We start from the raw sequence: 26,881 nt of genomic DNA, 5'->3' as shown, positions 1-26,881 counted from the left end.
ACTAAGCTTAAATTGTTAACGAAATAGGTTATATGTGAAATATAAAAACATTTCTCTCCATTGAAAATGCGCAAAAGCCATATTTGAGATCTCATCCACGAGAATTAACCAATTTATTAATAAAAGAGTAATAATTGAACACTATTTTCTCTTACACATCACACTTTTTTCAAAGGTGTTAAGAATGAATATCCTATTTTTTCTGTAAAAAAAACAAAAAAAAGAGGAGAACTCAAGGTTCTCCCCTTTCAGATTAATAAGATTTTTTAATCAAAGGTGCAAGATTATGCTTGGCCTTTAACTTCTTTCAGACCGTTGAAAGGCGCTTTGTTACCTAATGCTTCTTCGATACGGATCAGTTGGTTGTATTTAGCAACACGGTCAGAACGGCTCATAGAACCCGTTTTGATTTGACCTGCTGCTGTACCCACTGCTAAGTCAGCGATAGTTGCATCTTCAGTTTCACCAGAACGGTGAGAGATAACAGCTGTGTAGCCTGCATCTTTCGCCATTTTGATTGCTGCTAAAGTTTCTGTCAGTGAACCGATTTGGTTGAATTTGATCAGAATTGAGTTAGCGATGCCTTTGTCGATACCTTCTTTCAGGATCTTAGTGTTAGTTACAAACAGGTCGTCACCAACCAGTTGGATTTTGTCACCAAGAACTTTAGTTTGGTATGCGAAACCATCCCAGTCAGATTCGTTTAAACCATCTTCGATAGAAACGATAGGGTATTGTTTAGTCAGTTCTTCTAAGTAATGAGTGAACTCTTGTGAAGTGAAGGTTTTGCCTTCGCCTTTCAGTTCGTAGTTACCCGTTTCATTGTTGTAGAACTCAGAAGCTGCACAGTCCATAGCCAGAGTAACGTCTTTACCTAAAACGTAACCTGCTTTCTCAACGGCTTCTTTGATAGCAGCTAATGCAGCAGCGTTAGATTCTAAGTTTGGCGCATAACCACCTTCGTCACCCACTGCAGTGTTCATACCTTTTGCTTTCAGCACTTTTGCTAAGTGATGGAAGATTTCAGAACCCATACGCACTGCTTCTTTCAGAGAAGGCGCGCCAACTGGTTGGATCATGAATTCTTGGATATCAACGTTATTATCTGCGTGCTCACCGCCGTTGATGATGTTCATCATTGGCAGAGGCATAGAATATTGACCGTGAGTACCATTCAGATCAGAAATGTGCTCGTACAAAGGCATACCTTTCGCAGCAGCTGCTGCTTTTGCGTTTGCTAAAGAAACCGCTAGGATTGCGTTTGCACCAAAGTTTGATTTGTTTTCAGTACCATCTAAATCGATCATGATTTTATCGATGTTAGCTTGGTCTTTTGCATCTTGGCCAAGGATCGCTTTAGCGATTGGACCATTAACAGCAGCAACCGCTTTCAGAACACCTTTACCTAAGAAACGTGATTTATCACCATCACGTAATTCTAAAGCTTCGCGAGAACCTGTTGATGCGCCTGATGGAGCTGCAGCCATACCAACAAAACCACCTTCTAAGTGAACTTCTGCTTCAACTGTTGGGTTGCCACGAGAATCAATAATTTCACGACCAAGTACTTTAACGATTTTGGACATTCGGTTTTCCTCTGTACAAGTTAAATTTCCGAGAAGAGATACCCTATCTCTTCTCATATATCCTATTTCAGCAGGCCTTTTTGGTTATCAAAGGCTGCTTTCACAAAGCCTGCAAATAACGGATGGCCGTCACGCGGCGTTGAGGTAAACTCTGGGTGGAATTGACAAGCAACAAACCAAGGATGGTTTGGATTTTCAATAATTTCCACCAGTTTGTTATCTACTGAACGACCTGCAATACGTAGCCCCGCATCTTCGATACGTTTTAATAGCAGATTATTTACTTCATAACGGTGACGATGGCGCTCTGTAATGGTGTTTTTGCCATACAGTGTACGAACTAAGCTATCACCACTTAAATGGCAAGGCTGAGCACCAAGGCGCATCGTGCCACCTAAATCACTATCTTCTGAACGCACTTCAACATTACCGTCTTCATCGCGCCATTCAGTAATTAACGCGATAACTGGATATTTACAATCCGGTGCAAATTCAGTGGAGTTTGCGCCTTCCATACCCACGACATTACGTGCAAACTCAATCATCGCAACCTGCATACCTAAGCAAATGCCTAAGTAAGGGATTTTATTTTCACGGGCATATTGAGCAGCCATAATCTTGCCCTCAACACCTCGTTCACCAAAACCACCCGGTACTAAGATTGCATCTAACCCTTTAAGCATTTCTACGCCACGGGTTTCAACGTCTTGTGAATCAATGAGTTTGATATTTACAGTAACACGGCTTTTGAAACCACCATGTTTTAACGCTTCAATCACTGATTTATAGGCATCTGGTAATTCAACATATTTACCCACCATACCAATGGTCACTTCGCCTTCAGGATTAGCTTCTTCGTAAATAACTTGTTCCCACTCTGCAAGATTTGCGACTGGGCAATCTAAGCTGAATCGTTTACAGATATAATCATCTAATCCCTGTGATTTCAATAGTGCAGGGATTTTATAAATGGAATCGACGTCTTTTAATGAAATAACCGCTTTCTCTGGCACATTACAGAACAGTGCAATTTTGGCACGTTCGTTTGCAGGAATAACGCGGTCTGAACGGCAAATCAACGCATCAGGTTGGATACCGATCGACAGTAATTCTTTTACAGAATGCTGAGTTGGTTTGGTTTTCACTTCACCAGAAGCGGCTAAATAAGGCACCAATGTTAAATGCAGGTAGAATGTGTGCTCACGGCCCACTTCTGCTGCCATTTGGCGAATCGCTTCTAAGAATGGTAAAGATTCGATATCACCAACGGTCCCGCCGACTTCAACTAAAACGACATCATGGCCTTCACCGCCACGGATGATGCGTTCTTTGATTTCATTAGTGATATGAGGAATAACTTGAATTGTAGCCCCAAGATAGTCACCACGACGCTCTTTGCGTAATACCTCAGAGTATACGCGACCTGTCGTGAAGTTATTACGACGGGTCATTTTTGTACGAATAAAGCGCTCGTAGTGTCCTAAGTCGAGATCAGTTTCAGCACCATCGTCAGTGACGAAGACTTCCCCGTGCTGAATTGGGCTCATAGTACCTGGATCGACGTTGATATACGGATCCAACTTCATCATGGTGACATTGAGTCCACGGGCTTCGAGTATAGCCGCCAGAGAGGCTGCGGCAATGCCTTTACCCAGAGAGGATACGACCCCGCCGGTCACAAAAATATAATTCGTTTTCATGCTGAACCTGAAAGTTTAGGTGTATTAGGATGATGGATATAACTGGACGGGAACACAGTATACCCGAACCTTATTTTCGCTACAAACATTCTTAGTAGTATAAAGTTCTTTTTCATCACGCCACTTATCCGTTTAAACACGAAAAAACAGTAAAAATTCAATTAACTAAACCCGTGAAAATATTTCTCAAGCATTTTAGCTTAATCCTTTCAGCTAAGATATCACTTTTAAAGAAGAGATGCTTTATTTTTTTCACGATATTAAGTGTAGCAGGTTTATAGCGAGATCTTTTGCTTATGATCATGCTTTTAATTTTTTTGAGGCTAATCACATTTCTAATGTAATAAAATGTAACCGCAAGATTTTAAATTATCCAAAAACAAAAAAACGAAATTACCTTTTATAATTTCATTTTTTAAATATTTTTATAAAAATAGCTGAAAAAACGAGATGTTATAGACTATTTTTACCGCACTTTATGTCACATTGACGTTAATTTGCGTGTCACAATTCACTCAACCTGTTGTCTTTTTGCTTTCTGCCAACTGATCTCCATCTCTTCCAATGAAGCATTTTCTATGCCTATACCTTCTTCTAAGAGCATTTTTTCAACAAAACGAAAACGCTGTTCAAATTTCCGACAAGCTCGATTTAATGCTTGCTCCGGTTTTTGTTTTAAATGACGCGATAAATTTACCACTGAAAACAGTAAATCCCCCAGTTCATCTTCAATTCGAGAAGCATCTTGAGGCTCTTTTTTCACTTCAGCCATCACTTCATCAATTTCTTCATAAACTTTACCTAAAACAGGCTCTAGTTCATTCCAATCGAAACCCACCGAAGCACAACGCTTTTGAATTTTTTCTGCTTTCATTAAGGCAGGTAAAGCAGCGGGAATATCATCTAGTAATGAAAATTGTGCTTTTGCTTCACGCTCTTGAGCTTTCAGTTTTTCCCAGCGATGTTTTTCTGTTGCTAATTTATTATCACTTTCAGAGGCAAAAATATGAGGATGGCGACGTTCTAGCTTATTACTAATAGCTTCACAAACATCATTAAAATCAAATAACTTTTGTTCCTGCGCCATTCGTGAATAAAAAACAACTTGATAAAGCAAATCACCCAACTCTTCTTTTAAATCAGCAAAATCTTTACGGGCAATAGCATCTAACACTTCATAGGTTTCTTCTAATGTATAAGGTGCGATAGTGTCAAAAGTCTGCACTTTATCCCATTCACATCCCGTATCAGGATCACGTAGCTGTGTCATAATTTCTAATAAACGAAAGATTTCACGATTTTCTGACATCATATTGCCTTTTAAATAAGAGTTAGCTTTTCCTGTTTAACACTTTTTAGATAAAAAAATGCCAAGAACAGTTGTCTCGGCATCTTATCATTTTAAGCTCAAGATCTTAAAAATAACTTTTTTGAAAGAATAATGACATTTTAAATAGAACCATGAATTTGTTATTTGCAAATATACTCCTCGATATAAATCCGCTTTTCAACTCCATATAAATACGTCATTTTTATCAAAGGATTAATAAAATGAGTGAAAATATAATTCAATTTAGTTTATTAACTGTAACGCCACATAGTGCTTATATTCCTGAGTATGCTTTTAATAATGGTTTTTCTTTTAATCAAGCTACAAATATTATCTGTAATAATTTTATGCAGGATAAAAATCAAGAATGCCCTGTTTGTGGAAGAAAAAATTGCCCAGCGTTTAAAAATGAATGTAAATCTTACTTAAAACAGAAAACTGAATTAGAATTAAAAAAAGCATTAATAATGCGACCTTATGGCCGTGCTTTAATGCATAGATCTAACGAGTTTAATGAAAGTTCTCCATTGCTATTATTAAATATGGAAGAAAATAACATTCCATTAAATAATGAAAATATAGGTCGTATATTTGAAGCAGATCTGAATCTAAGTAGAATGTTTTACCAAAAAATGAACTATATAAATGGTTTTCTTTTTGATATTCATTTTAGTCCTCATCCAGATCCTATGTTACAAAATATAGGTGAAAAATTTGGGTAATATTCCCGCTGGTTACCCTCAGTTCGATTAGCTTTACATGCCTTATATGCAGATAAAGGTGCAGACAATATAAATAATTTCCCTGAGATGCAAAAATATATCAGAGAACAAGATTTTAAATCTGCATGTCAAGATTTCCACAAGAATATGACGTTTACACATCGTAATTTCCAAATTGCTGATATTTTAGCTCAACAAGCAAATAAAAAAGAACAAACAAACGATGATTTTAAGCAGTTGCATGATTCAATAAAGTTTACAGCTGATTTTTATAAAGAAGTGTTTAATGCTTATGGTGATAAAGCAAGGAAATTAGCGGAGTCTTTAGCACAACAAGCCAGAGGAAAAACCATCCGTAACGTTGATGATGCGCTAAAGGCTTACGAAAAATACAAAACGGATATCAATAAAAAGATTAATGCCAAAGATCGTAAAGCTATTATGACCGCACTGGAATCGATCAAACTCGATGATATAGCTCAAAAATTAAAAAAATTTAGTAAAGGTATGTTTTTTGTGAGTAAAGCTCTTGACGTCAAAGATCTATCGATAGAGTTAATAAAAGCAACAGAAACAGATAATTGGCGTCCATTTTTTGTTAAAGCAGAGACTATATTTGTAGGAATGGCGGCTACATCTGTAGCAGGATTTACATTTAGTGTACTTTTAGGGGGTCCCATAGGGGTATTAGGATATGGATTGCTTATAGCAAGTATTGGAGCATTGATTGATAACGACTTAATTGAAAAAGCCAATAATTTGATTGGTATTTAATTAATACTTTAAAGGTTGTTTATTTAGAGGAACAACCTTTTCACTAACACAAATAATATAAAAATTATTGTAATTGGTATAGATAATAAAAACACGATGAAACTATATAAAGCTAAACCACCAGCTTTACCAGCTGTATCTAAAAATAATCCTCGATTCCAAAATTCTCTAGTAGTAAATTGAAGAAAAAAATATTCAATCCCCCATTTAGCCAACGGATATAATCCAATACCAGAAATACTAATTAACAATATTAGACTTTCATACTTCAACTCATACTCTAAGCAAGAGTATAAAAATAGAGCGCCAATAAACCATCCCCAACACATATTCTTAATATAATATTGTTTAGTTATCTTCATATTTATCTACGAGATCTCTTTTATTTAAAACCATATTTATTTTAAATAAACCCTAGCAATTAAATTACTAACTAAATATACAGATTTTCTGATTTTTAGACAAAAAAATGCCGAGAACAGTTGTCTCGGCATCTTATCACTTTAATAATTTAGTGAGAAAAGCGTTTCGCCTCTATCACATCAGGCAACTGATTAAGTTTTGCCAATATACGACCTAATACTTGGAGATTATAAATCTCAATATTCATATCGATTGTCGCAATTTGTTGCTTCACATCGCTACGGCTACTCACACCAAGTACGTTTACTTTTTCATTGGCTAAAATTGTCGTGATATCGCGTAATAATCCACTACGATCATTCGCGACAACACGTACTACCAATGAATAACCGCTGGAGTAATTTTCTCCCCATACCGCATCAACAATACGCTCTGGCGCATGAGAAAGTAATTCAGCCAGTTGCTCACAGTCAGCACGGTGAATCGAAATACCACGACCTTTAGTAATAAAGCCGACGATATTGTCACCCGGAATAGGCTGACAACAGCGTGCAATATGGTGCATTAAGTTACCCACACCTTCGACAACAATGCTTCCGCCTGACCCAGTGGTTCTTGGTGCTGGCGTTTTGTTTTCGAGCGTGCGCAGTGCCTCTTTATCTTCATCTTCTGCAGTGGCTTTATTCAATTTACTTTGAATAAAGTTCACTAACTGGTTGATTCGAATATCACCGACACCAATACCTGCTAATACTTCATCAACACTATGAACGTTATAACGTGCGATCAGCAGTTTTTCTGCTTCTTTCATGTTGATATCCATATGCGCCAATTCGTTATCTAAGATCTGACGCCCCGCAAGAATATTTTTATCGCGATCTTGCTTACGGAACCAATTGTGAATTTTCGCACGCCCACGGCTTGTCGTGACATAACCTAAGTTAGGATTTAACCAATCGCGACTTGGATTTGGATGTTTTTGCGTAATAACTTCAATTTGGTCACCCATTTGTAATTGATAGCTAAATGGCACAATACGTCCGCCAATTTTCGCGCCAATACAACGGTGCCCCACATCACTATGGATATGGTAAGCAAAATCAAGCGGTGTTGAGCCGGCAGGTAAATCAACGACATCACCTTTTGGCGTAAAGACGTAAACCCTGTCATCAAAGACTTGGCTACGAACTTCATCCAGCATTTCGCCAGAATCCGCCATCTCTTCTTGCCATGCGATCAGCTTACGTAACCATGCAATACGGTTTTCATAACTGCCTGTACCGCCTTTCGTCGCAGCGCCTGTTGCACCTTCTTTATATTTCCAGTGCGCAGCCACACCCAATTCTGCATCTTCATGCATTTGGCGAGTACGAATTTGAATTTCAACCGTTTTACCTTCTGGCCCTAACACAACGGTATGAATAGATTGGTAACCATTTGGCTTTGGATTTGCGACGTAATCATCGAATTCATCAGGTAAATGACGGAAATGAGTATGCACAATTCCTAATGCGGCATAGCAATCTTGAAGACGCTCAACGACAATACGTACCGCTCTCACATCAAATAATTCATCAAATGCGAGGTTCTTTTTCTTCATTTTGCGCCAGATACTATAGATATGTTTGGGACGTCCATAAATATCTACATCAACATTCTCTTCTTTCATATAACCGCGTACTGTACTGACAAAATTATCAATATATTGTTCGCGGTCGATACGACGCTCATGAAGTAAGCTGGCTATTTTTTTGTATTCGTCAGGATGAAGATAACGGAAGCAGAAATCTTCTAATTCCCATTTTAATTGCCCAATACCCAATCGGTTGGCTAATGGTGCATAAATATTAAAACACTCTTTTGCCGCCAGTACGCGCTCATCTTCTGTGGCATCTTTCACTTCTCGTAAATGAGCAATACGCTCTGAAAGTTTGATGACCACACAACGGAAATCTTCCACCATGGATAACAACATACGGCGAACATTATCCACCTGAACAGAGCTTGTTTCATTGGTGTGCGTTGCTTTTAACTGGCGAATGGCATCCATTTCCATTACACCACGTACTAAGCTCCAAATCGCATCACCAAAATGTTCAGTGACAATTTCCTGATCAATAAGATTTTCTTCAGCAAGTGGGAAAAGAAGCGCTGCCCTCATGCTGTCTTTGTCCATGCTTAATGTCGAAAGAAGCTCCACCATTTCAACACCACGCCACAATAGCAGTTCGGCATCTTCACGCCCTTGAACAGTACGATGGCAGTATTCCCAGGTTTGCATGATTTCACTACCCGCATTGACATGGGTTAAGTTCAAGCTGTTGACCCATTTATCAACAGCAAACTCTCCTGCAGGTGTTAAGTGAGCACTTCTTACTGCAACCATATTCTCTCCCTACACGGTATAAATCTTATTTGCGACTTATTACTGGCTAACTGTTTATTTTCGATTAAATTTATTTTCGACTAAACAGTGCCATTGATTCCAGATGTCCCGTTTGTGGAAACATATCCAACATTTTTAAACTGGTTAGCTGATACCCAGAATCTAATAATATCTTACTATCTCTGGCTAACGTGGTCGGATTACAGGAGACATACACGATTTTTTCTGCGGATAACTTCACAATATGTGACATTACCTCCAAAGCCCCTGCCCTTGCAGGATCTAACAACACTTTGTTAAACCCTTCTTTCGCCCACGACATCGCAGAAAAATCAGCCGATAAATCTGCATGCCAAAAATGCGCATTACCTAATTGGTTCAGTTCTGCATTCTGTTTCGCCATTTCAACCAGTGCGGGTACACCTTCTATACCCACCACTTCACTGACGCATTTTGCGATAGGTAAGGTAAAATTTCCCATACCGCAAAACAGATCTAATACGCGATCTTCTGGCGATAAATCAAGCCACTTAATGGCTTGAGCAACCATCTTAGGATTTATTTCATCATTCACTTGAATAAAATCAGTGGGTGCAAAACGTAAATTAAGACCTTCTATTTGATAGAAGGGTTCCTTCTCAATTGAAGTTAATCGTGCTATCTCGCTATTATCACCTGCAAGATACATCGTAACTTGATGAGTTTGCGAGAAATCATGCAAACTCTGTTTATCACTCTCAGGCAATGGCGATAAATGGCGTAAAATAACCAGTGGCCCATTATCAGCGAGCACCATTTCAACATGCCCTAAATCACGTACTGATGTTAAATTTTTAAGGCATGTCCAAAGAGGAGACAATAAATCATTTAGCTGTGGCTTTAATACTGGGCATTTTTTTATCATGACCAAATCATTAGAGCGCTCTTGACGAAACCCCATCACCAACCCTTTTTCTGGTTGATAACGTAATCCCAATCTTGCTCTACGGCGATAGCCATATTCAGCTCCCGCAATCACAGGCTCGGCTGAAATAACCACACCTGTTTCACGCTTAATAAGGTGCGATAACACACCTGCTTTTGTTGTACGTTGTAGCGCAATAGGTATATGTTGCTGCTGACAACCACCACAACGCTCATAATATTCACAATGAGGCGCTATACGCTGTTCGCTGGTAGTCAAACGCTTAATAACCTCGCCTTTAGCAAACTGGCGCTTTTCTTCTGTTAAACGAATACGAGCAGTTTCTTGTGGAAGTAATCCTTTTACAAAAATCGTTTTGCCCTCAGCATGAGCAATACCTTGACCATTTGCATCCAATGCACTGGCGGTCACTTCCAGAGTTGTTGCCTGTTTTTTCACAGGACGTTTTTTAGGGGAATAAAACTGCACCATAGTATTAAATTAAGTATCAATGACGGATTAACAGTGAAATGACATCGTTTTAGAATACGCTGTATGTTTTTCAGCGTTACATGAATGACTATGCATTTCAGAAGAAAACATGGGGAGAGTATAACATCGAACAAGTTATTTACTTAACTGATATAAGCAATATTTTTGTTAAATTGAGAAAACTTTTAATGATAACGACCTAAGACACTCGTTTTATGGATTTTATATTGTTCTATAACTAACAAATATTATATATAACTTTTATATTGAATATATTTAAAATTAATAACATCTATTTTTTATTATTTTAATAAATCTTTATTATCACTAAGAAAAATCCAAAAATTATCACCAATCAATTAGATAGCATTCCTCTCAATGATTACAAATCAATCACACACCATTAATTTTCTATATTCTTCATAAGCATAATGATCAGTCATTCCACTGATATAATCTTGAATTAATCTTGTGCGATAATAAAACTCTAAAACTTTTCCTCTTTCAGTATTTATATCATTTAGCTTTTCTAACATTTCGTTATAAGCCAGTTTATGTTTAACAGAAAGCTTATGATATAAACGCGTCTCAATAACATATTTAGGATGTTCGTTATATTTATGCAATCTTAAAAAATCTTCAGTTGATAATAAAAGCAAGGGCTTATAGATATCGAGTAATCCACTGATCACGCGATACCCTTTCATTTCAAGCTCTTCAACTTCCGGATGGCTAAATACCCATTTTTTAGCGACACTTTTTAATGTTGTTAATAAACGATGCTCTGCACTATTCCCTTCCAATAAAGCATGATTAAAACTTCCTTCATAAACTTGAGGAAGATTTTTTATAAACCGATGCGCCGTATAAGGGACTAATTTTCCTGTAATATAAACTCGTAAATACATAAAAAACTGATCTTGCATGCTGCGTTTGGCTTCATTTTGATCGACTTTTTTATAAGCCCGATTAACTGTTATATCGAATAAATCGCCTTCAATCACATCACCATTTTCACGCCATGCATCTCGTAAAAGCTGAACAAGACGGTTAATATCAAAAATCCCCTTTTCTACTGCATCATCTAAATCCGCAATGCAATAAGAGATGTCGTCAGCCGCTTCCATAATATAAGTGAGAGGAAAGCGACAAAACGCCCCCATATCTAATTTTTCTTGTACTTCTTTTACAAATGCTAATTCAGACCAGTAATATCCCGGTTTTTTCATTAAGTAGCTATATTCTTTGGGGATTTCACCTTGCCAATAAGCAGGACGAGTATATTTTAATACACAGCCAATTTGCGCATAGGTTAAATTCAATTTAAGCAGATGATGCGCCATTCGAATCGCTTGAGCATTCCCTTCAAATTGGCATAAATCTTGGCGTAAAGTTTGTCGCAATTCATTTAATTGCACTTTAGCTGAATACTGCATAGGAATAAAAGGACAACTATCGAATTCAGCTGTCGCCTCTGGTGATAATACTTTTTGAAACCAATGCTTAATCGCGGCTTCACCAAAATGGCCAAAAGGAGGATTACCAATATCGTGCATTAAACACGCCATCTCAATTAAACTCTCAAGACTATCGATGCGATCAATTAAGCCGTAGTCTTCAAGCTTATTTTGCTTTTTTAGTTCACCAATAATTTGTTTAGCGATATAACGCCCAATTTGTTGAACTTCAAGAGAATGTGTAAGACGGCTACGTACAGCAGAATTTTGCTCTAGGGGAAAGACTTGCGTTTTTTGTTGTAAACGACGAATAGCGGCTGAGTTAATAATACGCCCACGATCACTTTCAAATTGACGAGAAACCTGTATTTCATCATTAATATCGATATCACTGCTGTTATATTTGCGTTGATAATTTAACTTCAGCTTAAAATCGATCATTTCTGTCCTCTTTCTGGTTTCGATGAAACGAATTCTCTATTCTTTGTGTTATATCGTGTTTTTCCGATAGATGCTAAACTCTATTTAAATTTCTATTTATTATTAACCTACAAGTGAGTATGACACAATGAGAGTTGGCGTAATAGGTGCAATGGAGCAAGAAGTCACACTTTTGCGTGAGAAAATTGAAGATTGCCAAATCTTATCGCGTGGCGGTTGTGAAATCTATACAGGCACAATCAACGGTGTTGATGTTGCATTATTAAAATCAGGTATTGGTAAAGTTGCGGCTGCAATTGGTACAACATTATTACTGGAACATTTTCGTCCTGATGTCGTTATTAATACTGGCTCAGCCGGTGGCTTAGACTCAAGATTAAATGTCGGTGATATTGTTGTTTCAACAGAAGTTCGCTATCACGATGCAGATGTTACTGCGTTTGGTTATGAACCAGGTCAAATGGCACAATGTCCCCCTGCTTTTATTGCCGATCCCAAACTTGTTCAAATAGCAGAAGAATGTATTGAATCGCTAAAATTAAATGCTGTTCGTGGTTTAATTTGTAGTGGCGATGCCTTTATTAATGGTGCCGAACCTTTAGCCCGTATTCGTCGCACATTCCCAGATGTTGCGGCCGTAGAAATGGAATCAACTGCAATTGGCCATGTTTGCCACCAGTTCGACACGCCATTTGTTGTCGTTCGAGCCATTTCTGATGTAGCCGATAAAGAATCACACTTAAGTTTTGATGAGTTTTTATCTGTTGCTGCAGAACAATCAAGCTTAATGGTGACAGCGATGTTGGATAAATTAAAAGACTAATTAAGTCGAGATAATCCTAATATCACTTTATCAATACCCCACCTTTATTTTTTGCTTATTCTAAGATAAAAAATAGGTGGGTATTTTTTACTATTGGAAAAGTAATGCGTTTATTTATCAATCTTGGGTTATTACTCTGTTCATTATTTTGGTTCAATTTTGCTATTGCTATCACGCCTGCTGATCGTGTTATTACGTTATCGCCGTCAGCCACTGAAATGGCTTATGCCGCAGGTATGGGTGATAATATTGTCGGAGTTAGTGCTTACTCTGATTATCCTGATGATGCCAAAAATATTGAGCAAGTCGCTAATTGGCAAGGGATTAATATAGAGCGCATTCTATTATTAAAACCTGATTTAGTGATTGCATGGCAAGGCGGTAATCCACAACGTTCATTAGATCAATTAAAAGCTTTGGGTATTTCTATTATTTATTCTGATCCACAAAATATTGAAGAAATCGCAGACGATCTGGTTACTCTTTCCAATTACAGCCATCATCCTGATATAGCATTAAAAAATGCCCAACAATTGCGCCAGCAATATCAAGCGTTACAGCAAAAATATGTATCAAATATATCGAATCACCCTAAAAAAAAGGTGTTTATTCAGTTTGGGATGCAACCTTTATTTACGACATCAGCTCGCACATTACAGAGCCATATTACAGCGCTTTGTGGTGGGGAGAATATCTTTGCTAACAGCCCAGTAACATGGCCTCAAATAAGCCGTGAGCAAGTACTTACAAAACAACCTGATTTGATTATATTCAGTGGTAAAGCAGATCAAATACCTACTGTACAAACATTTTGGCAACCCCAACTTACTGTTCCGGTTATTGCTATTGATGAAGACAGTTTTAGTCGCCCTACACCACGTATTATTAATGCCGTACAGCAAATTTGTGAGGCAATAAAAACAAATAATTAGCAAATTATTAATTACTTAATAGCTACTAATCTCTCGCTTTAAACACCCGCATTGCATTTTATATCCTTCCAGCGCGACAGAAATATTGTTTATTTTCATCATCGCATCGCCTTCAACAATTTTTTCTTTTTGCTGACAAGATGAAAATATTAAATTTTATTATATTTTTCTTTATTCAATGCATTTATTTTTTAAATATTTACTCATCCCTTTTTCTATCAATATTAATGGTGTTTCATAATGAATAATATATCCATCATCATTAAATTGGATTACTTTATTTTTATCTTTTAAAATAAAAACAACATTCCCATTAAAAAAACAAACCCCATTCTCATTAAAATAGTCACTAACATACTTGCCAATATAAACCTCATTTATTTTTAATACCTTTTTCTTATAATACAAATCATCAGTTAAAATAAAAATAGATTTATTTTCCCTCTCCGGCAGGGCAAGTTCTTTTAAAATTGACAGATCATCAAGTTCCTCCCAATGACTTATAATTTTATTAATATTAAATGTATTTTTTTTTGCATAATCGATAAATTCAAAAGCGGTTATATCCATTCCTAACATAGAGAATATTTCTTTATTTATATCTTTAATAGGTAAAACCTTATAGTTTTCCATTATATTTACCTCTTCCTTTTATAAACGTTTTTAAATCCACTATGTAAATCACAAAAAAACATTATGGTTCAGCATCGCTGATAAAAAATGTGTTAATACAAAATGTTAAATTAAAATATCGTATTTTAAAAAATTAAACATAAATTTCCTCAAGAGGAATTTCCATATAAAAATCTTTTTCTAATGCTTGATAGCTTTCTTCTCCATACATAGATTTCCACACAAAAATATAAAATTCACGCACATTCATATTATCTGGTAATTTAATAAATGTTGGTGACTTATCATAAGCATCTACTAATTTCTTATCTGAATAGTAAGTAATCGCATATTTCAAGCTTTCCTTCACTCTTAATTTCATTTTATATGAAAAAAAATCAAACTCAGGAATAAGTACATCCTTAACAATAGAGTAAATACTTTCTTTATTATTTAAATTTAAATTCAAATAATATTTACCAGTATTACAATCATCGCCTAATGGAGACCAAAAAATACGAATGTAATAATAACTTATTTTAACATTTTTCATTTCATCACTTTTAATTAAATTAACCGTTCACTTTACAATAAAAACACAACAATACATTTTATACTTTCAGATTATAAATAATAATTATTATTTCTAAAAAAATGCTCAATATGTTTAGTGAGACCGACTAAATCATTATAAGCAACTGGACCAAATTGAGGGATATTTTGGGCTATATATGAATCCACAGAATACATTATTTTATTTGTTTTTTTATTTCCTCTTTTTTATCTTGTACATACTTAGTTAAAACGCAGTAGTTTATACCTTTACCATATTCTCTTTTTGTTGAAATTAAAACCCAATCGATATCCCCTTGATAACTGCTTATAGCTTGAGTTAACATTTCTATAATTTTTGCCTTTTCATTTTTAAATCTAAAGCTTGTAAAAGGAGGATAAGATGAGCGTTCTATTATTTCCAGTTTATTATTTATCAATATATATGGATATCTATTTTGATATTTTTTCCATTCAAGATCACCTAGTTTAGATATCAATTCCAATAAGATTGACCCATCGTTAATATCCATTATATTTCTATTTCCGTTAATAAAGGTATTAAATAAAATATTCTTAATAAAAATCTTCGATGTTGAATTATATTACGCATATTTTTAAGTTTTAATTTATATATTTATGATTGAATGAGAGATGTTTTTATCCAATTCACCTTATATTCCCTCTTAACAAGAGGGCTTCTAAATACATCAGATAATAAAAAATTGTCTAGCTCTTTTTTAATCAACAGTGCATATTAACCAATATTAACTAATGTTGCACCAATAAGAATACCTCCGCAATTTATATTATCTCCAACTCTTGCGGCAGGTTTACCATCGACAAAGAGACTATCAGAACCACCAGTAATAATTCTTCTATGGTCATAGTGATAGTTTTAAAAGATTACCTTTTCTCGCAACAGTTCTTCCTTCAAAAAAAATCGTTGATGACCCCATTAAGACTCTCGTCGAGCCATAATTTCCATGAGCTGTTTCTAAATCACCGACAACAATAACTGCAGACATAAATTACCTTATATAACAGGAATAAATTTGCCATTTACAAAAGAAAATATTGGGGAATGATAAGCAACCCTGCTAGTTCCTCTCTCAGTTGTAAACCGATAAGATACTGGTGAGAAATCAAAATCTTCTTTATAAACAAGTTTAACCATTTTCCCATTATTCATAATTAATGGCTGAAAGTTATTCCAATTAATCGGGATCATTTGAAAATTCTGTTTAGAAAAACTTTCACTAATCCCTCTTGAAGTAAATTGCTCATCGGTATTTCCTCCGGTTGAAGCAGCCCAGACATCTAGTGAAGGAGTCAATAATTGCTTTATTTTACTAACATCTTGTTGCTCAAATGCAGTCCAAAGCTCTAAATATGCAGCTTGTAATAATTCCCGCTGTTGAGGAGTATCTTCATATTTATCTGCCTCTATCCAAGGCCATTTAGGAAGATCACTTATATTTATTTTTTTATTAAATTGGAATACTGTCATATCCTTTGGATATTCTTTTTCATTGACACGTTGAAGAATTTTATCAGATTCTATTTTTTCAGTATTACTGGCTAAGATAGTTTTCTTTTCAACTGAAGAGTCTATTTTGTTATTTTCATAAGCTTCAGGTTGTCCATCTTTATTAATTTTCACCGTTAATTGAGTTAAAGGAATAATATTTCCTTGATCGTCCATCTTATTTACAACAATTTCACAACGTGCATTCGGGTGAAAAATATTACGTTCTTCTTTTGGTACGTCAGTTTGAGAGAACCAATTAAGGGAAGCAAGCTCAATCGTAATTGTATTTACTCCATTTTCCATTAAGATCATAGAGTTTGTACTGGTACTACCGAATCCGATCCCTCCCCGTGATACACTAGAACGATTGTTAGCCCCACTGACTCCATTCGTTTTCACATCACAAAATGCATACTTCATATCTACGGATGTTTGAATGATAAAATCATTATTATACGTGTAGCTTATTGGGCTCATTATTAGCAAGAGTAATAATAATATTATGTTATATTTTTTATTCATAAAGATCATTAACAGTAATTAAATATATTAAAATAACATAAAAATAAAAAAATGATATTTATTATATTATTAATTTTAAATTTTCATCATTTCAAAATAAAAATAAAAAATAACTAAAATAAGTTATAAATAATTTTTAATTCTGGATTTATTTTAATTAAATCATCTGTAATTTGATGATAAATATCCGGCATATTCTCTAACCAACCCACCATATCAGGACAATGATCGATAGCCATGGGTGTTTTTAATAATGGATGCTCGATTATGGGAGTACTTAAGCCATGGCGAGCACGAAAATTTTTCACTGCTTGATATTCAAAAGACCAAGCAATCAATATTTCCATATCAACTTCATAGCCTGTTGCACTTTGCTCATTTTCATTATTTCGAAATAATGCTGACCACTGAATATGTTTATCACATAATTCCATCAATCATGTGATTAAAATTTCATCATTCTCACAATAGAGGGCTTATTGACAAAAATGTTGATAGAAAGGGTCAATCGGAATACCCGCACTTTTCCAGTCAATGATTTCCTTTTTTCACTGGCTAACATTTCAATCGCTAATACACCTAATTTTTGAGGGCGTGTATACATAGGAAGCGAGTTTGCCATTTTACCTGATTGAATATTTTCTATTATTTTGTCGTAACAAATTTGGCTAGACTTAAAATAATTACAAGCAAAATTCATTAATAAAAACAAAAATATCACTCACAGAGTGATTTTATGAAATAAGTTCAGAAAGAATAAAAAAAAGAAGAGGATTTTAATTGATAGGCAAAAGTTGTGAGCGAGCAAGAAGTTATCCGCGACAGACAGTGCGCAACAAACGAGCATACATAAGTATGTGAGTCTTGTGAGCACACTGTCTAACAAAGGATAACTTTGACGCAGCCACAACCTTCCAGATTAAATACTAAAAGAGGAGCCGCAACCACAGGTACTCTTAGCATTAGGATTGGTCACAATAAAACGCGAACCCTCCAATCCTTCGGTATAATCCACACAACCGCCCACTAAATACTGCAAGCTCATTGGATCAACCACTAAAGCAACACCTTGTTTTTCTATGGTCATATCGCCTTCGTTCATGGCATCATCAAAGGTAAAACCATACTGGAATCCGCTACAACCGCCACCCGTGATATAAACACGTAAACGCAGATTTGGATTTTCTTCATCTGCAATCAGATCTTTTACTTTATTTGCAGCCGCGTCAGTAAATTGTAACGGCAGAGCCATATCATCACTCATTGTTCACTCCAGACTGGGTATTCCAGCAAAAAAACAGCCAGCAAAAATTTATCTTTCTTGCTGATATAATGTGATGATTATCTAATACCTGCTCATAACCTTCAAGTTTGTTGTGGACAAAATACACTTTTTGCTACCTATCACTTTTTACGATAAATCACGTACTCACAATAACAGTGATAAATCAAAATCTTGTTGCCGTGTATTTGGCTTCATCTGCGCGGTGCTTTAGAATACGCCTTAATCTTACGCTCACCCATCATTAGGAGTCTGACATGAGCAAGTCTGAAACGCTTTATAATCTCGCACAACAAGTGATCCCCGGCGGTGTCAACTCACCTGTTAGAGCATTTAACGGTGTAGGTGGAACCCCTCTTTTTATTGAACGTGCTAATGGTGCGTATATTTATGATGCCGATGGACGTGCTTACCTTGACTATGTTGGCTCATGGGGACCTATGGTTTTAGGTCACAATCACCCTGCTATTCGTGATGCGGTGACTGATGCCGTACAAAAAGGGTTAAGTTTTGGCGCACCAACCGCCGCTGAAGTTGAAATGGCAAATCTCGTCACTGAACTTGTACCTTCAATGGATATGGTTCGTATGGTGAACTCAGGTACAGAAGCCACGATGAGCGCGATCCGCCTTGCTCGTGGCTATACGGGTCGTGATAAAATCATTAAATTTGAAGGTTGTTATCACGGTCACGCTGACTGCCTATTAGTAAAAGCAGGTTCTGGTGCATTAACAATGGGACAGCCAAATTCACCGGGCGTACCAGCTGATTTTGTCAAACACACCTTAACTTGCACTTACAACGATTTAAACTCTGTACGTCAAGCCTTTGAAAATTATCCAGATGAAGTCGCTTGTATCATTGTTGAACCTGTTGCGGGCAATATGAACTGCGTACCACCAAAAGCAGACTTCTTACCGGGTTTACGTGCATTATGTGATGAGTTTGGTGCTTTACTCATTATTGATGAAGTGATGACAGGTTTTCGCGTGGCACTAGGCGGCGCACAAGCTTATTACGATGTTGATCCTGACTTAACGTGCTTAGGTAAAATCATCGGTGGCGGTATGCCTGTTGGTGCATTTGGTGGTCATATGGAAGTGATGTCTAAACTGGCACCAATTGGCCCTGTTTATCAAGCAGGCACTTTATCAGGCAACCCTATTGCAATGGCTGCAGGTTTAGCCTGTTTACATGAAGTCTCACAACCGGGCGTTCATCAAACATTAGATGAGCTAACAACAATGCTAGCTGATGGTTTACTTGAAAAAGCACAACAAGCGGGCATTCCAATGGTTATCAACCATGTTGGTGGTATGTTTGGTCTGTTCTTTACGGATGCAAAAGAAGTCACTTGCTATCAAGATGTGATGAACTGCGATGTTGAGCGCTTTAAGCAATTCTTCCATTTAATGCTAGAAAAACGCGTCTACCTTGCGCCTTCTGCATTTGAAGCAGGCTTTATGTCTATTGCGCATACCAAAGAAGATATTCAACGCACTATTGATGCGGCGGAGTATGCTTTTGATAAAATGAAAGGCTAGTTTAAATATCCCGTTATAAAAGCCAGTCAGTTCAAAGTGACTGGCTTTTTATTTCTGCTTCTTCTATCCAATATCGATAAAAGTATCACTTTTGATATCTTTTAATAAAATTTCACCCCATTGTTGCCACAATGATTTTAAAACACATACAAAAGTGTCATGTTTGATACCTTTGTGTTATTTTTAATCAATCTGACTATTATAATTTCAAAACATACATCATAGTATCATATTTGATACTTTGTTAATTTTTTAGATAAAATCTACTGTCTTATCCCAAAAAACAGGAAAAAGCATCAAAAATGAGCCTTAATGAAATTTTGAAGATAGTTGATGGTTTAACCAATGAAGAAAAAAAAAGTTTGCTATCAAAATTAAATAATAACCGTTATTTCAATACGATACACAATTCTGAAAAATCACTTAATCTATTTGTACTAGAAGAATCTGAGCTTAAAAAAATCATCACGTTAGAGCTAAAAAAACAAAGCATTACCTATGAAGAGATGGCGATGCAAATTGATGTATCTATAGCCACTTTTAAACGAATAGTTGCCAAGCCATTAATGGCAAAAACGATTAATCTTCATTCTTTATTGAAAGAACTTGGATTTAAATTATGCCTCGAAAAATAGAAGTTTGGCTTTATGATCAGCCTGCGGGTATTTTAAGTGAAGAAGAAAATGGGTTTATTTTTCACTATTATAATAACTACAAGGGCAGAGCAATATCTTTAAGTATGCCTGTTAGAACAGAGCATTATTGGAGTGAAGAATTACATCCTTTTTTTAAAGGACTCGCTCCTGAAGGATGGTTACGTAAACGTTATTCTGAAATTCAGAAAATTGATGATAAAGATTTGTTTGGTTTATTAATGAAAAATGGTAATGACTTACTAGGGGCTGTTGTACTTAAAGAGATAACTTTATGAATTTACAGCACTGTTTAATTAATCTAAGCAAATTACAAGGATCAGAATTAGATTCAGGCTATTCTCTGCTCGGAATAAAATCTCTTTTTAACAATAAAGATATGATCCTAAATTTACCCTTTACACGTAGTCAATTCATTCAAGAATTACCTGAACGACAAAAAGGGATGAGCATTTCAGGTTATCAGCCAAAACTCTCACTATATGTAAAAGATAACATTCTACAAGTCGTTAATAATAACGGTATTTATATTCTCAAGCCTTCACCTGAAGAATATCCTTATCTCGCTGAAAATGAACATGCAACCATGATGGTAATGCAACGGCTAAAATTTAGTATTCCACCTTTTGGTCTTTTTCGTTTTAAACAAGAAGACGGAAAACCAGAAGAATTTGCTTTTGTTATTAAGCGATATGATCGTATTGGTTCTGATGCAGTTCGATTACATCAAGAGCAATTAGATGGAGCAATGGAAATAAATGATAAATATGGATTTGTTGATGGTAAAAAAAACGTTAGCTATGAAACGGCTGCAAAATATTTAATTACCAATATAGATAGTAGTCTTAAAAGTAAACGAGACATTTTTCAACGTATAGTTTTCGCCTATGTTTTAGGAAATAATGATTATCACTTAAGAAATATGGGTATCATTTTACCTAATGACGCACCTCCATCGCTAGCTCCTATCTATGATTTTGTCAGTGTTGTTCCTTATCCATCTGCATTTACAGAATATCTTGCACTCCCATTACTTGCATTAGAAGAAAACAACGTAGGCATATCTCCGGGTCTAAATTCAAAATATGGTGAGTATATTGGACTCGATTTCATTCTACTGGCTGAAAATATTGGCATTAGCCTTAAACTAGCTCACAAATTAATACATAATATTATAAATAGTCACCAACTCATTATTGATACATATAATGAAAGCCATATGCCTGAAGAACATAGAAAATTAGTCTTAGCTTATGTAGCTAGAAGAATAAACTTACTCAAAATAACTACGCTATAGCAACAAAAATAAACGGCACTTACGTGCCGTTTTTTGTTTTAGCTAACCGACGTGATTACTTACTCAGAAAACAGATCTTGTAACCACTTTGGCGCGCCACTTTCATCGGTATCTTGCTGAACGGGTGTGCACAATCCATCTGGATTTGCTGTCCATACAGGCAATGTACGCACTCCACCGCCATAACAAGCAAAGTTACCTTGGGCATCAACCGACATTTCAGCGATATCTTCTGGTGCGGGTGGATTTAATTTCAGCGGTGCTTGATTCTCTAAATAGTTACGATACAGCAACAATGCCCCTGTTGAACCCGTTAAGTTTGTTGGGCCATTATTGTCGCGCCCCATCCATGAAATTGTCACTTCTTTGCCATCAATCCCCGCAAACCAACTATCGCGGAGATCGTTTGTCGTACCGGTTTTACCAGCAAGATTGTAATTACCAAATTTCGGTTTCAATACACGCCATGCGGTACCTGAGTTTACCACTTGTTGCATACCAAATAGCGTCATATAAGCCGCTTGAGGCGAAACGGTTGTTTCCGCTTGCGGATAGCTTTGATAAAGCACTGTACCATCTTGGGCAATAACAGAACGCAATGATGATAGTTTTGCACGATTACCTAAACTACCAATTGTTTGGAAAGTTTGAGCCACTTCCATTGGTGTTAAGTTTAATGCGCCTAATAGCATCGCGGGCACTTTTTCCAGATTTTCTGCTGGTGCACCTAAATTAATCCACGTTTGGATCACTCGATCTAAGCCGACTTCTAAACCAAGATTGACGGTAGGAACATTACGTGAGGTTGCTAATGCATCCACCAGCATTAATTTACCTTTATAACCGCGATCGTAGTTACGAGGTTGCCAAGGCTTACTACCCGGAATAGGCACTGAAATAGGTTCATCCGCAAGCCAAGTATTTAAACGAAAACGCTCCGGCTCACTTAATGCCGTCAGGTATGTGGCTGGTTTTGCCAACGAGCCAATAGAGCGACGAGCTGATAATGCACGGTTAAAGCCTGCATATTGTGGCTGAGAGCCACCGACTAACGCTCTCACTTCACCACTTAAGCGATCTACAACCACCATCGCCCCTTCAAGATCATTAATCTTACGTGTTTTGCGTAAATCAGCGACACCCACTTCAACCGCTTTTTCAGCCGCATCTTGCGAGACAGGATCTAATGTGGTGAAAATTTTCGTGCCCGATAAATCTTTAACTTTATCGCCTAGGGTTGTTTGTAACTCTTGGCGAACCAATTGCATAAAGGCAGGTTGAGGCGTTAACGCTTCACTGCGAGGCTTCACACCTAAAGGACGAGCACTAAGTACATTGTAAAGCTCTTGGTCGATTATCTCTTGGGTTTGCAGCAGTTTTAATACCACATTACGACGTTCTAGCGCAGCTTTAGGGTTACGCCATGGGTTATAGGCAGATGCACCTTTAACCATCCCCACTAAAAGCGCTTGCTGATCAAGGCTTAATTCATCAACAGGACGACCAAAATAATAAAGGCTAGCTAAAGGGAAGCCTCGAATTTGTTCATCGCCACTTTGACCTAAAAAAACCTCATTAAGATACAGCTCTAAAATGCGATCTTTGCTATAACTCGCATCCATAATGATCGCCATATAGGCTTCATTAAGTTTTCTTTTTAACGTTCTTTCGTTAGTCAAAAATAGGTTTTTCACTAACTGTTGCGTTAAGGTACTCCCACCTTGAACCGCTTTACCTGCTGTAAAATTCGCTAATACCGCACGGCCAATTGAATAAAAGCTAATACCGTCATGCTCATAGAAACGGCGATCTTCTGTGGCAATTAACGTATCCACTAATAATTGTGGGAATTTATCTCTCGCTAAGAATAAACGTTGCTCACCATTTGCAGATTGCATCATGGTAATTAACTTAGGATCAAGACGGAAGAAACCAAACTGCCGCTGATTATCCATGTTAGTAATACTAACCAGTGAATTCTGCTCAAAGGCTAATTTAGCTAAAATTTGTTCTTCTCGACCATCAGGAAAATCGAAAGGTCGGCGCAACATTTCAATCGCGTTACCTCTTACCACAAATTCGCCAGGACGCGTGATTTTGTTCACATTGCGGTATTGCATCCCCTCAAGTAAGCTCACCATCTCTTTTTGGCTATAATTCATGCCCGGTTCTAAATTCACAGTACGTCCGTAAACCGCAGCCGGTAATTCCCAAACATTGCCATCAAGGCGCTCTTTGATTTGAGAATGTAAATAAACGCCATAAATACCCATTAAAACCGCAACCACAATGGCGATTTTGACAAATAACCAAAACCAAGAACGACCTCTTTTGGTTTGTTTCACTGGTCTTTTCTTTCTACTCATGAACGATATCTCTCATTAAAACTCCTTTATCACAGGATAAAGAAGCCTAACATTGTCGCTATTTTTCTGTGTGATCCCACAAGAAAGCTCTCAAATACGAATAAAACTAGAGTAATATTCATTTATTGGCTATATTTTTTTACTCGCCGAGTCGGTGCCGTATTCGCGGGGTTATCAGGCCATAAATGCTTGGGATAACGCCCTTTCATCTCTTTTTGCACCTCTTTATAACTTCCCGCCCAAAATGTTGCCAAATCTTGTGTTTTTTGGATAGGTCGATGAGCCGGTGATAATAATTCCATTACAACAGGTAATTGACCGTTCGCTACAATAGGGCTTTGCTGTTCGCCATAAACCTCTTGAATACGAATCGCAATGACAGGCGGTAACGCCAAATCATAATTGATAATGACTTTTGTCCCTGTCGGCGCCAAATAATGCGTCGGAAATAAACGTTGAAGCAACTGATTTTCATGCCATGTTAGTTGGTTTTTAATAATCGTATTAATATCAATTTGTTGTAATGCTTTTAATGTCTGGATTTCTCCCAGTTCAGGCAAGAGCCATGTTTCTAAAGTTTCAAGTAACACGGTTTCTTCTAAATCAGGTAATAAGGCTTCTGGACACCATTTTTTCGCTAAAGAAAGGCGAATAAAAAGCTGTTGAGTCTCTTCGCTAAGTGCTAAAGCATTTAAACCGTTATCTCTCAGCCAATTCAATAATGCTTGTTGCATTTGCTGTTTATTGGGTTTGTCTAATTGGTGCTGACTTAAGGTTAATCGCCCTAATTGACGTTGTTGCCATGCAACTAACGTACCGCGTTTTTCATCCCATTCAACCGTGGTATTATTTTCAATAAGCTTAGGAAAGGTAGCTGATATTTCATCAATATCAATAGGCAAAGCTAATAAAATACGGACATCAGCATAATGTGCATTTTGTAGTAATAATGGCGCTAAGATCCACGGTGTATCACTCATTGAGTGCGCGTCATCCATCATGGCACCTTGTCCATTTACTAAACGAAAACGTCCTTGATTATCACGATTTTTAGCGATCCTATCAGAAAACCCAACCGCTAATAATGAGCCTAATAACGCTGGGCAAAACGCTCCTTTTCGATGTTGAGAAAGCTGTTTTTCACGTCGTGTCCAGAAGGTATTTTTCTGTTGAGTAATCCACTCTAGATTAATTTCTTGTCCTCTTGGAGGCTCTTCTAAAATGGCACATAGACGTGCGGCGGTAACAAGATGATTGTCACTTTGCTCATTCGCATAATCCAAAATCGCGGCTAATCGAGGCGCAATGCCCCATTGCGCCATGCGTGAACCTCGTGGTGTTAATCCACCTTGTTTATCTATCGCACCTAAACGATACAATAAATCTTTAGCGGCATGTAATGCTTGTGGTGTTGGTGTATCCAACCAACTCAACTGATTAATCTCACGACATCCCCACTGCAAGACAGAAAGCCATAACGGCGATAAGTCACTCGTTAAAATTTCGGGTATTTGATGAGAAGCAACGCGCTCTGCCTGTTCTTGGCTGATTAAATGCCAGCAAATACCGGCCTCAAGACGCCCTGCTCGCCCAGCTCTTTGTGTTTGTGATGATTGGCTAATGCGTTGACGTAATAAGCTAGTGACACCACTTTTCAAATCAAATTGAGCGCGTTTTTCAATGGCACTATCAAGGACTAAGCGAATACCTTCAATGGTTAGACTGGTTTCTGCAATATTGGTGGCGAGTACGATTTTTCGGTAACCTTTTTCTGTTGGCTCAATCGCTTTTTGTTGTTCTGTTAATGAAAGGGCGCCATAAAGTGGGAATAGCAAAATATTGTCATCTACTTTATCTTTTAGAATATCTGCAACGCGTACTATTTCTGCACTTCCTGGCAAGAATATCAACATAGAGCCGGTTTCTTGAACCAATAATCGCAATGCCATTGTGGCAATTTCTTGTTCAAAGGGTTGATGCGTATTGATTGGAGAATACACTCTTTCGACGGGATAACTGCGCCCTTGCGCACTGATCATGGGAGCATCGGGTAGCAGTGAGATAAGTTTTTGATTATCTAAGGTTGCGGACATAATCAAAACACGCAAATCATCACGTAATCCCCTCTGTACATCGAGCAAGAGTGCCAGCGCTAAATCAGCCTGTAAACTGCGTTCATGAAATTCATCTAAAATCACAAGGCTGACGCCAGCCAACTCCGGATCTTGCTGTAACATTCGGTTTAATACCCCTTCTGTTACCACTTCAAGTCGCGTTTTTGAGCTGACTTTACTTTCCGCTTTCATACGATAACCTACCGTATTGCCAACGTCTTCATTTAGCTGACTCGCTAAACGATAAGCAATACTTTTAGCCGCTATTCGCCTCGGCTCTAATAAAATTATTTTGCCATCAAAGCAATGTTGCTCCAGTAAATAGAGAGGAAGCGCCGTGGATTTACCTGCACCGGTGGGTGCATGAAGCAAAACTTGTGGGGATTGTTTTAACGCAGTAACGATTTTTTCTGTTACATCAAAGATTGGCAATAAATGCACACAGGCTCCATGGCTCATTAACTTTCTTGGCTAGGCATTGTAGCATTAGCGCTTTAT

The 26,881-nt window shown here is 37.0% G+C and carries 23 protein-coding genes and 2 pseudogenes; 8 read left to right on the top strand and 17 right to left on the bottom strand.

Going from position 1 to position 26,881, the window contains the following annotated elements:
- Positions 1–284 precede the first annotated feature (284 nt).
- From eno to mazG, 3 genes are all read right to left on the bottom strand, one after another.
- Entirely contained in the window at positions 285–1,586 is a 1,302-nt protein-coding gene (gene eno / locus B6258_RS04855; RefSeq protein WP_099074305.1) for a phosphopyruvate hydratase, read from the bottom strand.
- 62 nt (positions 1,587–1,648) lie between these two features.
- On the bottom strand, positions 1,649–3,286 hold the full coding sequence (pyrG, locus tag B6258_RS04850; protein ID WP_023581094.1) for a glutamine hydrolyzing CTP synthase: 1,638 nt from the start codon (positions 3,284–3,286) through the stop codon (positions 1,649–1,651).
- Positions 3,287–3,797: 511 nt separating this feature from the next.
- Positions 3,798–4,595: a nucleoside triphosphate pyrophosphohydrolase gene (gene mazG, locus B6258_RS04840; protein ID WP_099074303.1), complete on the bottom strand. Its 798-nt coding sequence runs from the start codon at positions 4,593–4,595 to the stop codon at positions 3,798–3,800.
- Between the two features lie 242 nt (positions 4,596–4,837).
- Between mazG and B6258_RS04835 the strand changes: the two genes are divergently transcribed.
- Positions 4,838–5,338 carry a hypothetical protein gene (locus tag B6258_RS04835; RefSeq protein ID WP_099074302.1) on the top strand — a complete coding sequence of 167 codons (501 nt, stop codon included), beginning with the start codon at positions 4,838–4,840 and terminating at the stop codon, positions 5,336–5,338.
- Positions 5,339–5,425: 87 nt separating this feature from the next.
- On the top strand, positions 5,426–6,112 hold the full coding sequence (locus B6258_RS04830) for a colicin-like pore-forming protein (protein ID WP_099074301.1): 687 nt from the start codon (positions 5,426–5,428) through the stop codon (positions 6,110–6,112).
- A gap of 23 nt (positions 6,113–6,135) precedes the next feature.
- Here B6258_RS04830 and B6258_RS04825 read toward each other — a convergent pair whose 3' ends face one another.
- The 4 genes from B6258_RS04825 to dgt form a co-directional block, all read right to left on the bottom strand.
- Positions 6,136–6,441, bottom strand: a complete 306-nt coding sequence (locus tag B6258_RS04825) for a colicin E1 family microcin immunity protein (protein WP_231039894.1) — start codon at positions 6,439–6,441, stop codon at positions 6,136–6,138.
- 182 nt (positions 6,442–6,623) lie between these two features.
- The gene (gene relA, locus B6258_RS04820; protein ID WP_099074300.1) at positions 6,624–8,861 is read right to left on the bottom strand and encodes a GTP diphosphokinase; all 2,238 of its coding nucleotides are present in this window, start codon (positions 8,859–8,861) and stop codon (positions 6,624–6,626) included.
- Between the two features lie 70 nt (positions 8,862–8,931).
- Positions 8,932–10,257, bottom strand: coding sequence for a 23S rRNA (uracil(1939)-C(5))-methyltransferase RlmD (gene rlmD / locus B6258_RS04815; RefSeq protein ID WP_099074299.1), 1,326 nt, complete (start codon positions 10,255–10,257; stop codon positions 8,932–8,934).
- A gap of 389 nt (positions 10,258–10,646) precedes the next feature.
- Entirely contained in the window at positions 10,647–12,155 is a 1,509-nt protein-coding gene (gene dgt, locus B6258_RS04810) for a dGTPase (protein ID WP_099074298.1), read from the bottom strand.
- A 127-nt stretch (positions 12,156–12,282) separates the two neighbouring features.
- Between dgt and mtnN the strand changes: the two genes are divergently transcribed.
- Positions 12,283–12,978, top strand: coding sequence for a 5'-methylthioadenosine/S-adenosylhomocysteine nucleosidase (gene mtnN, locus B6258_RS04805; protein ID WP_099074297.1), 696 nt, complete (start codon positions 12,283–12,285; stop codon positions 12,976–12,978).
- A 104-nt stretch (positions 12,979–13,082) separates the two neighbouring features.
- Entirely contained in the window at positions 13,083–13,910 is an 828-nt protein-coding gene (btuF, locus tag B6258_RS04800) for a vitamin B12 ABC transporter substrate-binding protein BtuF (protein WP_099074296.1), read from the top strand.
- Between the two features lie 15 nt (positions 13,911–13,925).
- Here the strand turns inward: btuF and B6258_RS18480 are convergent, their stop codons facing one another.
- The 8 genes and pseudogenes from B6258_RS18480 to erpA form a co-directional block, all read right to left on the bottom strand.
- Positions 13,926–14,060: a PAAR domain-containing protein gene (locus B6258_RS18480; protein ID WP_129586844.1), complete on the bottom strand. Its 135-nt coding sequence runs from the start codon at positions 14,058–14,060 to the stop codon at positions 13,926–13,928.
- A gap of 21 nt (positions 14,061–14,081) precedes the next feature.
- Positions 14,082–14,543: a hypothetical protein gene (locus B6258_RS04795; RefSeq protein WP_099074295.1), complete on the bottom strand. Its 462-nt coding sequence runs from the start codon at positions 14,541–14,543 to the stop codon at positions 14,082–14,084.
- A 133-nt stretch (positions 14,544–14,676) separates the two neighbouring features.
- Positions 14,677–15,075, bottom strand: coding sequence for a hypothetical protein (locus tag B6258_RS04790; RefSeq protein WP_099074294.1), 399 nt, complete (start codon positions 15,073–15,075; stop codon positions 14,677–14,679).
- 196 nt (positions 15,076–15,271) lie between these two features.
- Positions 15,272–15,607: a hypothetical protein gene (locus B6258_RS04785; protein WP_099074293.1), complete on the bottom strand. Its 336-nt coding sequence runs from the start codon at positions 15,605–15,607 to the stop codon at positions 15,272–15,274.
- Between the two features lie 224 nt (positions 15,608–15,831).
- Positions 15,832–15,945 carry a PAAR domain-containing protein gene (locus B6258_RS18150; RefSeq protein WP_240531523.1) on the bottom strand — a complete coding sequence of 38 codons (114 nt, stop codon included), beginning with the start codon at positions 15,943–15,945 and terminating at the stop codon, positions 15,832–15,834.
- 165 nt (positions 15,946–16,110) lie between these two features.
- Entirely contained in the window at positions 16,111–17,127 is a 1,017-nt protein-coding gene (locus tag B6258_RS04775) for a hypothetical protein (RefSeq protein ID WP_099074292.1), read from the bottom strand.
- Positions 17,128–17,240: 113 nt separating this feature from the next.
- A pseudogene (locus B6258_RS04770) lies at positions 17,241–17,833 on the bottom strand (hypothetical protein); the annotation flags it as partial.
- 213 nt (positions 17,834–18,046) lie between these two features.
- Positions 18,047–18,391 (bottom strand): iron-sulfur cluster insertion protein ErpA, encoded by a 345-nt coding sequence (gene erpA / locus B6258_RS04765; RefSeq protein ID WP_006534944.1) that lies wholly within the window; start codon positions 18,389–18,391, stop codon positions 18,047–18,049.
- A gap of 275 nt (positions 18,392–18,666) precedes the next feature.
- On the opposite strand from erpA, the gene hemL reads away from it, so the two are divergent.
- From hemL to B6258_RS04745, 4 genes are all read left to right on the top strand, one after another.
- Positions 18,667–19,953 (top strand): glutamate-1-semialdehyde 2,1-aminomutase, encoded by a 1,287-nt coding sequence (hemL, locus tag B6258_RS04760; protein ID WP_099074291.1) that lies wholly within the window; start codon positions 18,667–18,669, stop codon positions 19,951–19,953.
- Positions 19,954–20,255: 302 nt separating this feature from the next.
- Positions 20,256–20,588 carry a transcriptional regulator gene (locus B6258_RS04755; RefSeq protein ID WP_099074290.1) on the top strand — a complete coding sequence of 111 codons (333 nt, stop codon included), beginning with the start codon at positions 20,256–20,258 and terminating at the stop codon, positions 20,586–20,588.
- A complete protein-coding gene (locus tag B6258_RS04750) occupies positions 20,573–20,884 on the top strand; it encodes a HipA N-terminal domain-containing protein (protein WP_099074289.1) in 312 nt (103 codons plus the stop codon). Before B6258_RS04755 ends, B6258_RS04750 begins: the two co-directional genes overlap by 16 nt.
- Positions 20,881–21,903 (top strand): type II toxin-antitoxin system HipA family toxin, encoded by a 1,023-nt coding sequence (locus tag B6258_RS04745; RefSeq protein ID WP_099074288.1) that lies wholly within the window; start codon positions 20,881–20,883, stop codon positions 21,901–21,903. The genes B6258_RS04750 and B6258_RS04745 overlap by 4 nt, the downstream gene beginning before the upstream one ends.
- A gap of 59 nt (positions 21,904–21,962) precedes the next feature.
- Here the strand turns inward: B6258_RS04745 and mrcB are convergent.
- Positions 21,963–24,269 (bottom strand): annotated as a pseudogene (gene mrcB, locus B6258_RS04740) (bifunctional glycosyl transferase/transpeptidase); the annotation flags it as partial.
- A gap of 122 nt (positions 24,270–24,391) precedes the next feature.
- Positions 24,392–26,824: an ATP-dependent helicase HrpB gene (hrpB, locus tag B6258_RS04735; protein ID WP_099074286.1), complete on the bottom strand. Its 2,433-nt coding sequence runs from the start codon at positions 26,822–26,824 to the stop codon at positions 24,392–24,394.
- Between the last annotated feature and the right edge of the window lie 57 nt (positions 26,825–26,881).

Origin of the sequence: Proteus alimentorum, assembly GCF_002607735.1 — a bacterium.
Taxonomy (GTDB): Bacteria; Pseudomonadota; Gammaproteobacteria; order Enterobacterales; family Enterobacteriaceae; genus Proteus; species Proteus alimentorum.
This window is presented reverse-complemented; position numbering and strand designations above follow the sequence as displayed.

What these genes read in the sequence shown, in the direction of transcription:
- B6258_RS04830 (WP_099074301.1), top strand. Translation starts at nt 5,426, where the DNA reads ATGCAAAAATATATCAGAGAACAAGATTTTAAATCTGCATGTCAAGAT.
- eno (WP_099074305.1), bottom strand. Translation starts at nt 1,586, where the DNA reads ATGTCCAAAATCGTTAAAGTACTTGGTCGTGAAATTATTGATTCTCGT.
- pyrG (WP_023581094.1), bottom strand. Translation starts at nt 3,286, where the DNA reads ATGAAAACGAATTATATTTTTGTGACCGGCGGGGTCGTATCCTCTCTG.
- mazG (WP_099074303.1), bottom strand. Translation starts at nt 4,595, where the DNA reads ATGTCAGAAAATCGTGAAATCTTTCGTTTATTAGAAATTATGACACAG.
- rlmD (WP_099074299.1), bottom strand. Translation starts at nt 10,257, where the DNA reads ATGGTGCAGTTTTATTCCCCTAAAAAACGTCCTGTGAAAAAACAGGCA.
- dgt (WP_099074298.1), bottom strand. Translation starts at nt 12,155, where the DNA reads ATGATCGATTTTAAGCTGAAGTTAAATTATCAACGCAAATATAACAGC.
- B6258_RS04750 (WP_099074289.1), top strand. Translation starts at nt 20,573, where the DNA reads ATGCCTCGAAAAATAGAAGTTTGGCTTTATGATCAGCCTGCGGGTATT.
- B6258_RS04835 (WP_099074302.1), top strand. Translation starts at nt 4,838, where the DNA reads ATGAGTGAAAATATAATTCAATTTAGTTTATTAACTGTAACGCCACAT.
- B6258_RS04745 (WP_099074288.1), top strand. Translation starts at nt 20,881, where the DNA reads ATGAATTTACAGCACTGTTTAATTAATCTAAGCAAATTACAAGGATCA.
- hemL (WP_099074291.1), top strand. Translation starts at nt 18,667, where the DNA reads ATGAGCAAGTCTGAAACGCTTTATAATCTCGCACAACAAGTGATCCCC.
- B6258_RS04795 (WP_099074295.1), bottom strand. Translation starts at nt 14,543, where the DNA reads ATGGAAAACTATAAGGTTTTACCTATTAAAGATATAAATAAAGAAATA.
- relA (WP_099074300.1), bottom strand. Translation starts at nt 8,861, where the DNA reads ATGGTTGCAGTAAGAAGTGCTCACTTAACACCTGCAGGAGAGTTTGCT.
- mtnN (WP_099074297.1), top strand. Translation starts at nt 12,283, where the DNA reads ATGAGAGTTGGCGTAATAGGTGCAATGGAGCAAGAAGTCACACTTTTG.
- B6258_RS04825 (WP_231039894.1), bottom strand. Translation starts at nt 6,441, where the DNA reads ATGTGTTGGGGATGGTTTATTGGCGCTCTATTTTTATACTCTTGCTTA.
- B6258_RS04790 (WP_099074294.1), bottom strand. Translation starts at nt 15,075, where the DNA reads ATGAAAAATGTTAAAATAAGTTATTATTACATTCGTATTTTTTGGTCT.
- erpA (WP_006534944.1), bottom strand. Translation starts at nt 18,391, where the DNA reads ATGAGTGATGATATGGCTCTGCCGTTACAATTTACTGACGCGGCTGCA.
- B6258_RS04775 (WP_099074292.1), bottom strand. Translation starts at nt 17,127, where the DNA reads ATGAATAAAAAATATAACATAATATTATTATTACTCTTGCTAATAATG.
- B6258_RS04785 (WP_099074293.1), bottom strand. Translation starts at nt 15,607, where the DNA reads ATGGATATTAACGATGGGTCAATCTTATTGGAATTGATATCTAAACTA.
- B6258_RS04755 (WP_099074290.1), top strand. Translation starts at nt 20,256, where the DNA reads ATGAGCCTTAATGAAATTTTGAAGATAGTTGATGGTTTAACCAATGAA.
- btuF (WP_099074296.1), top strand. Translation starts at nt 13,083, where the DNA reads ATGCGTTTATTTATCAATCTTGGGTTATTACTCTGTTCATTATTTTGG.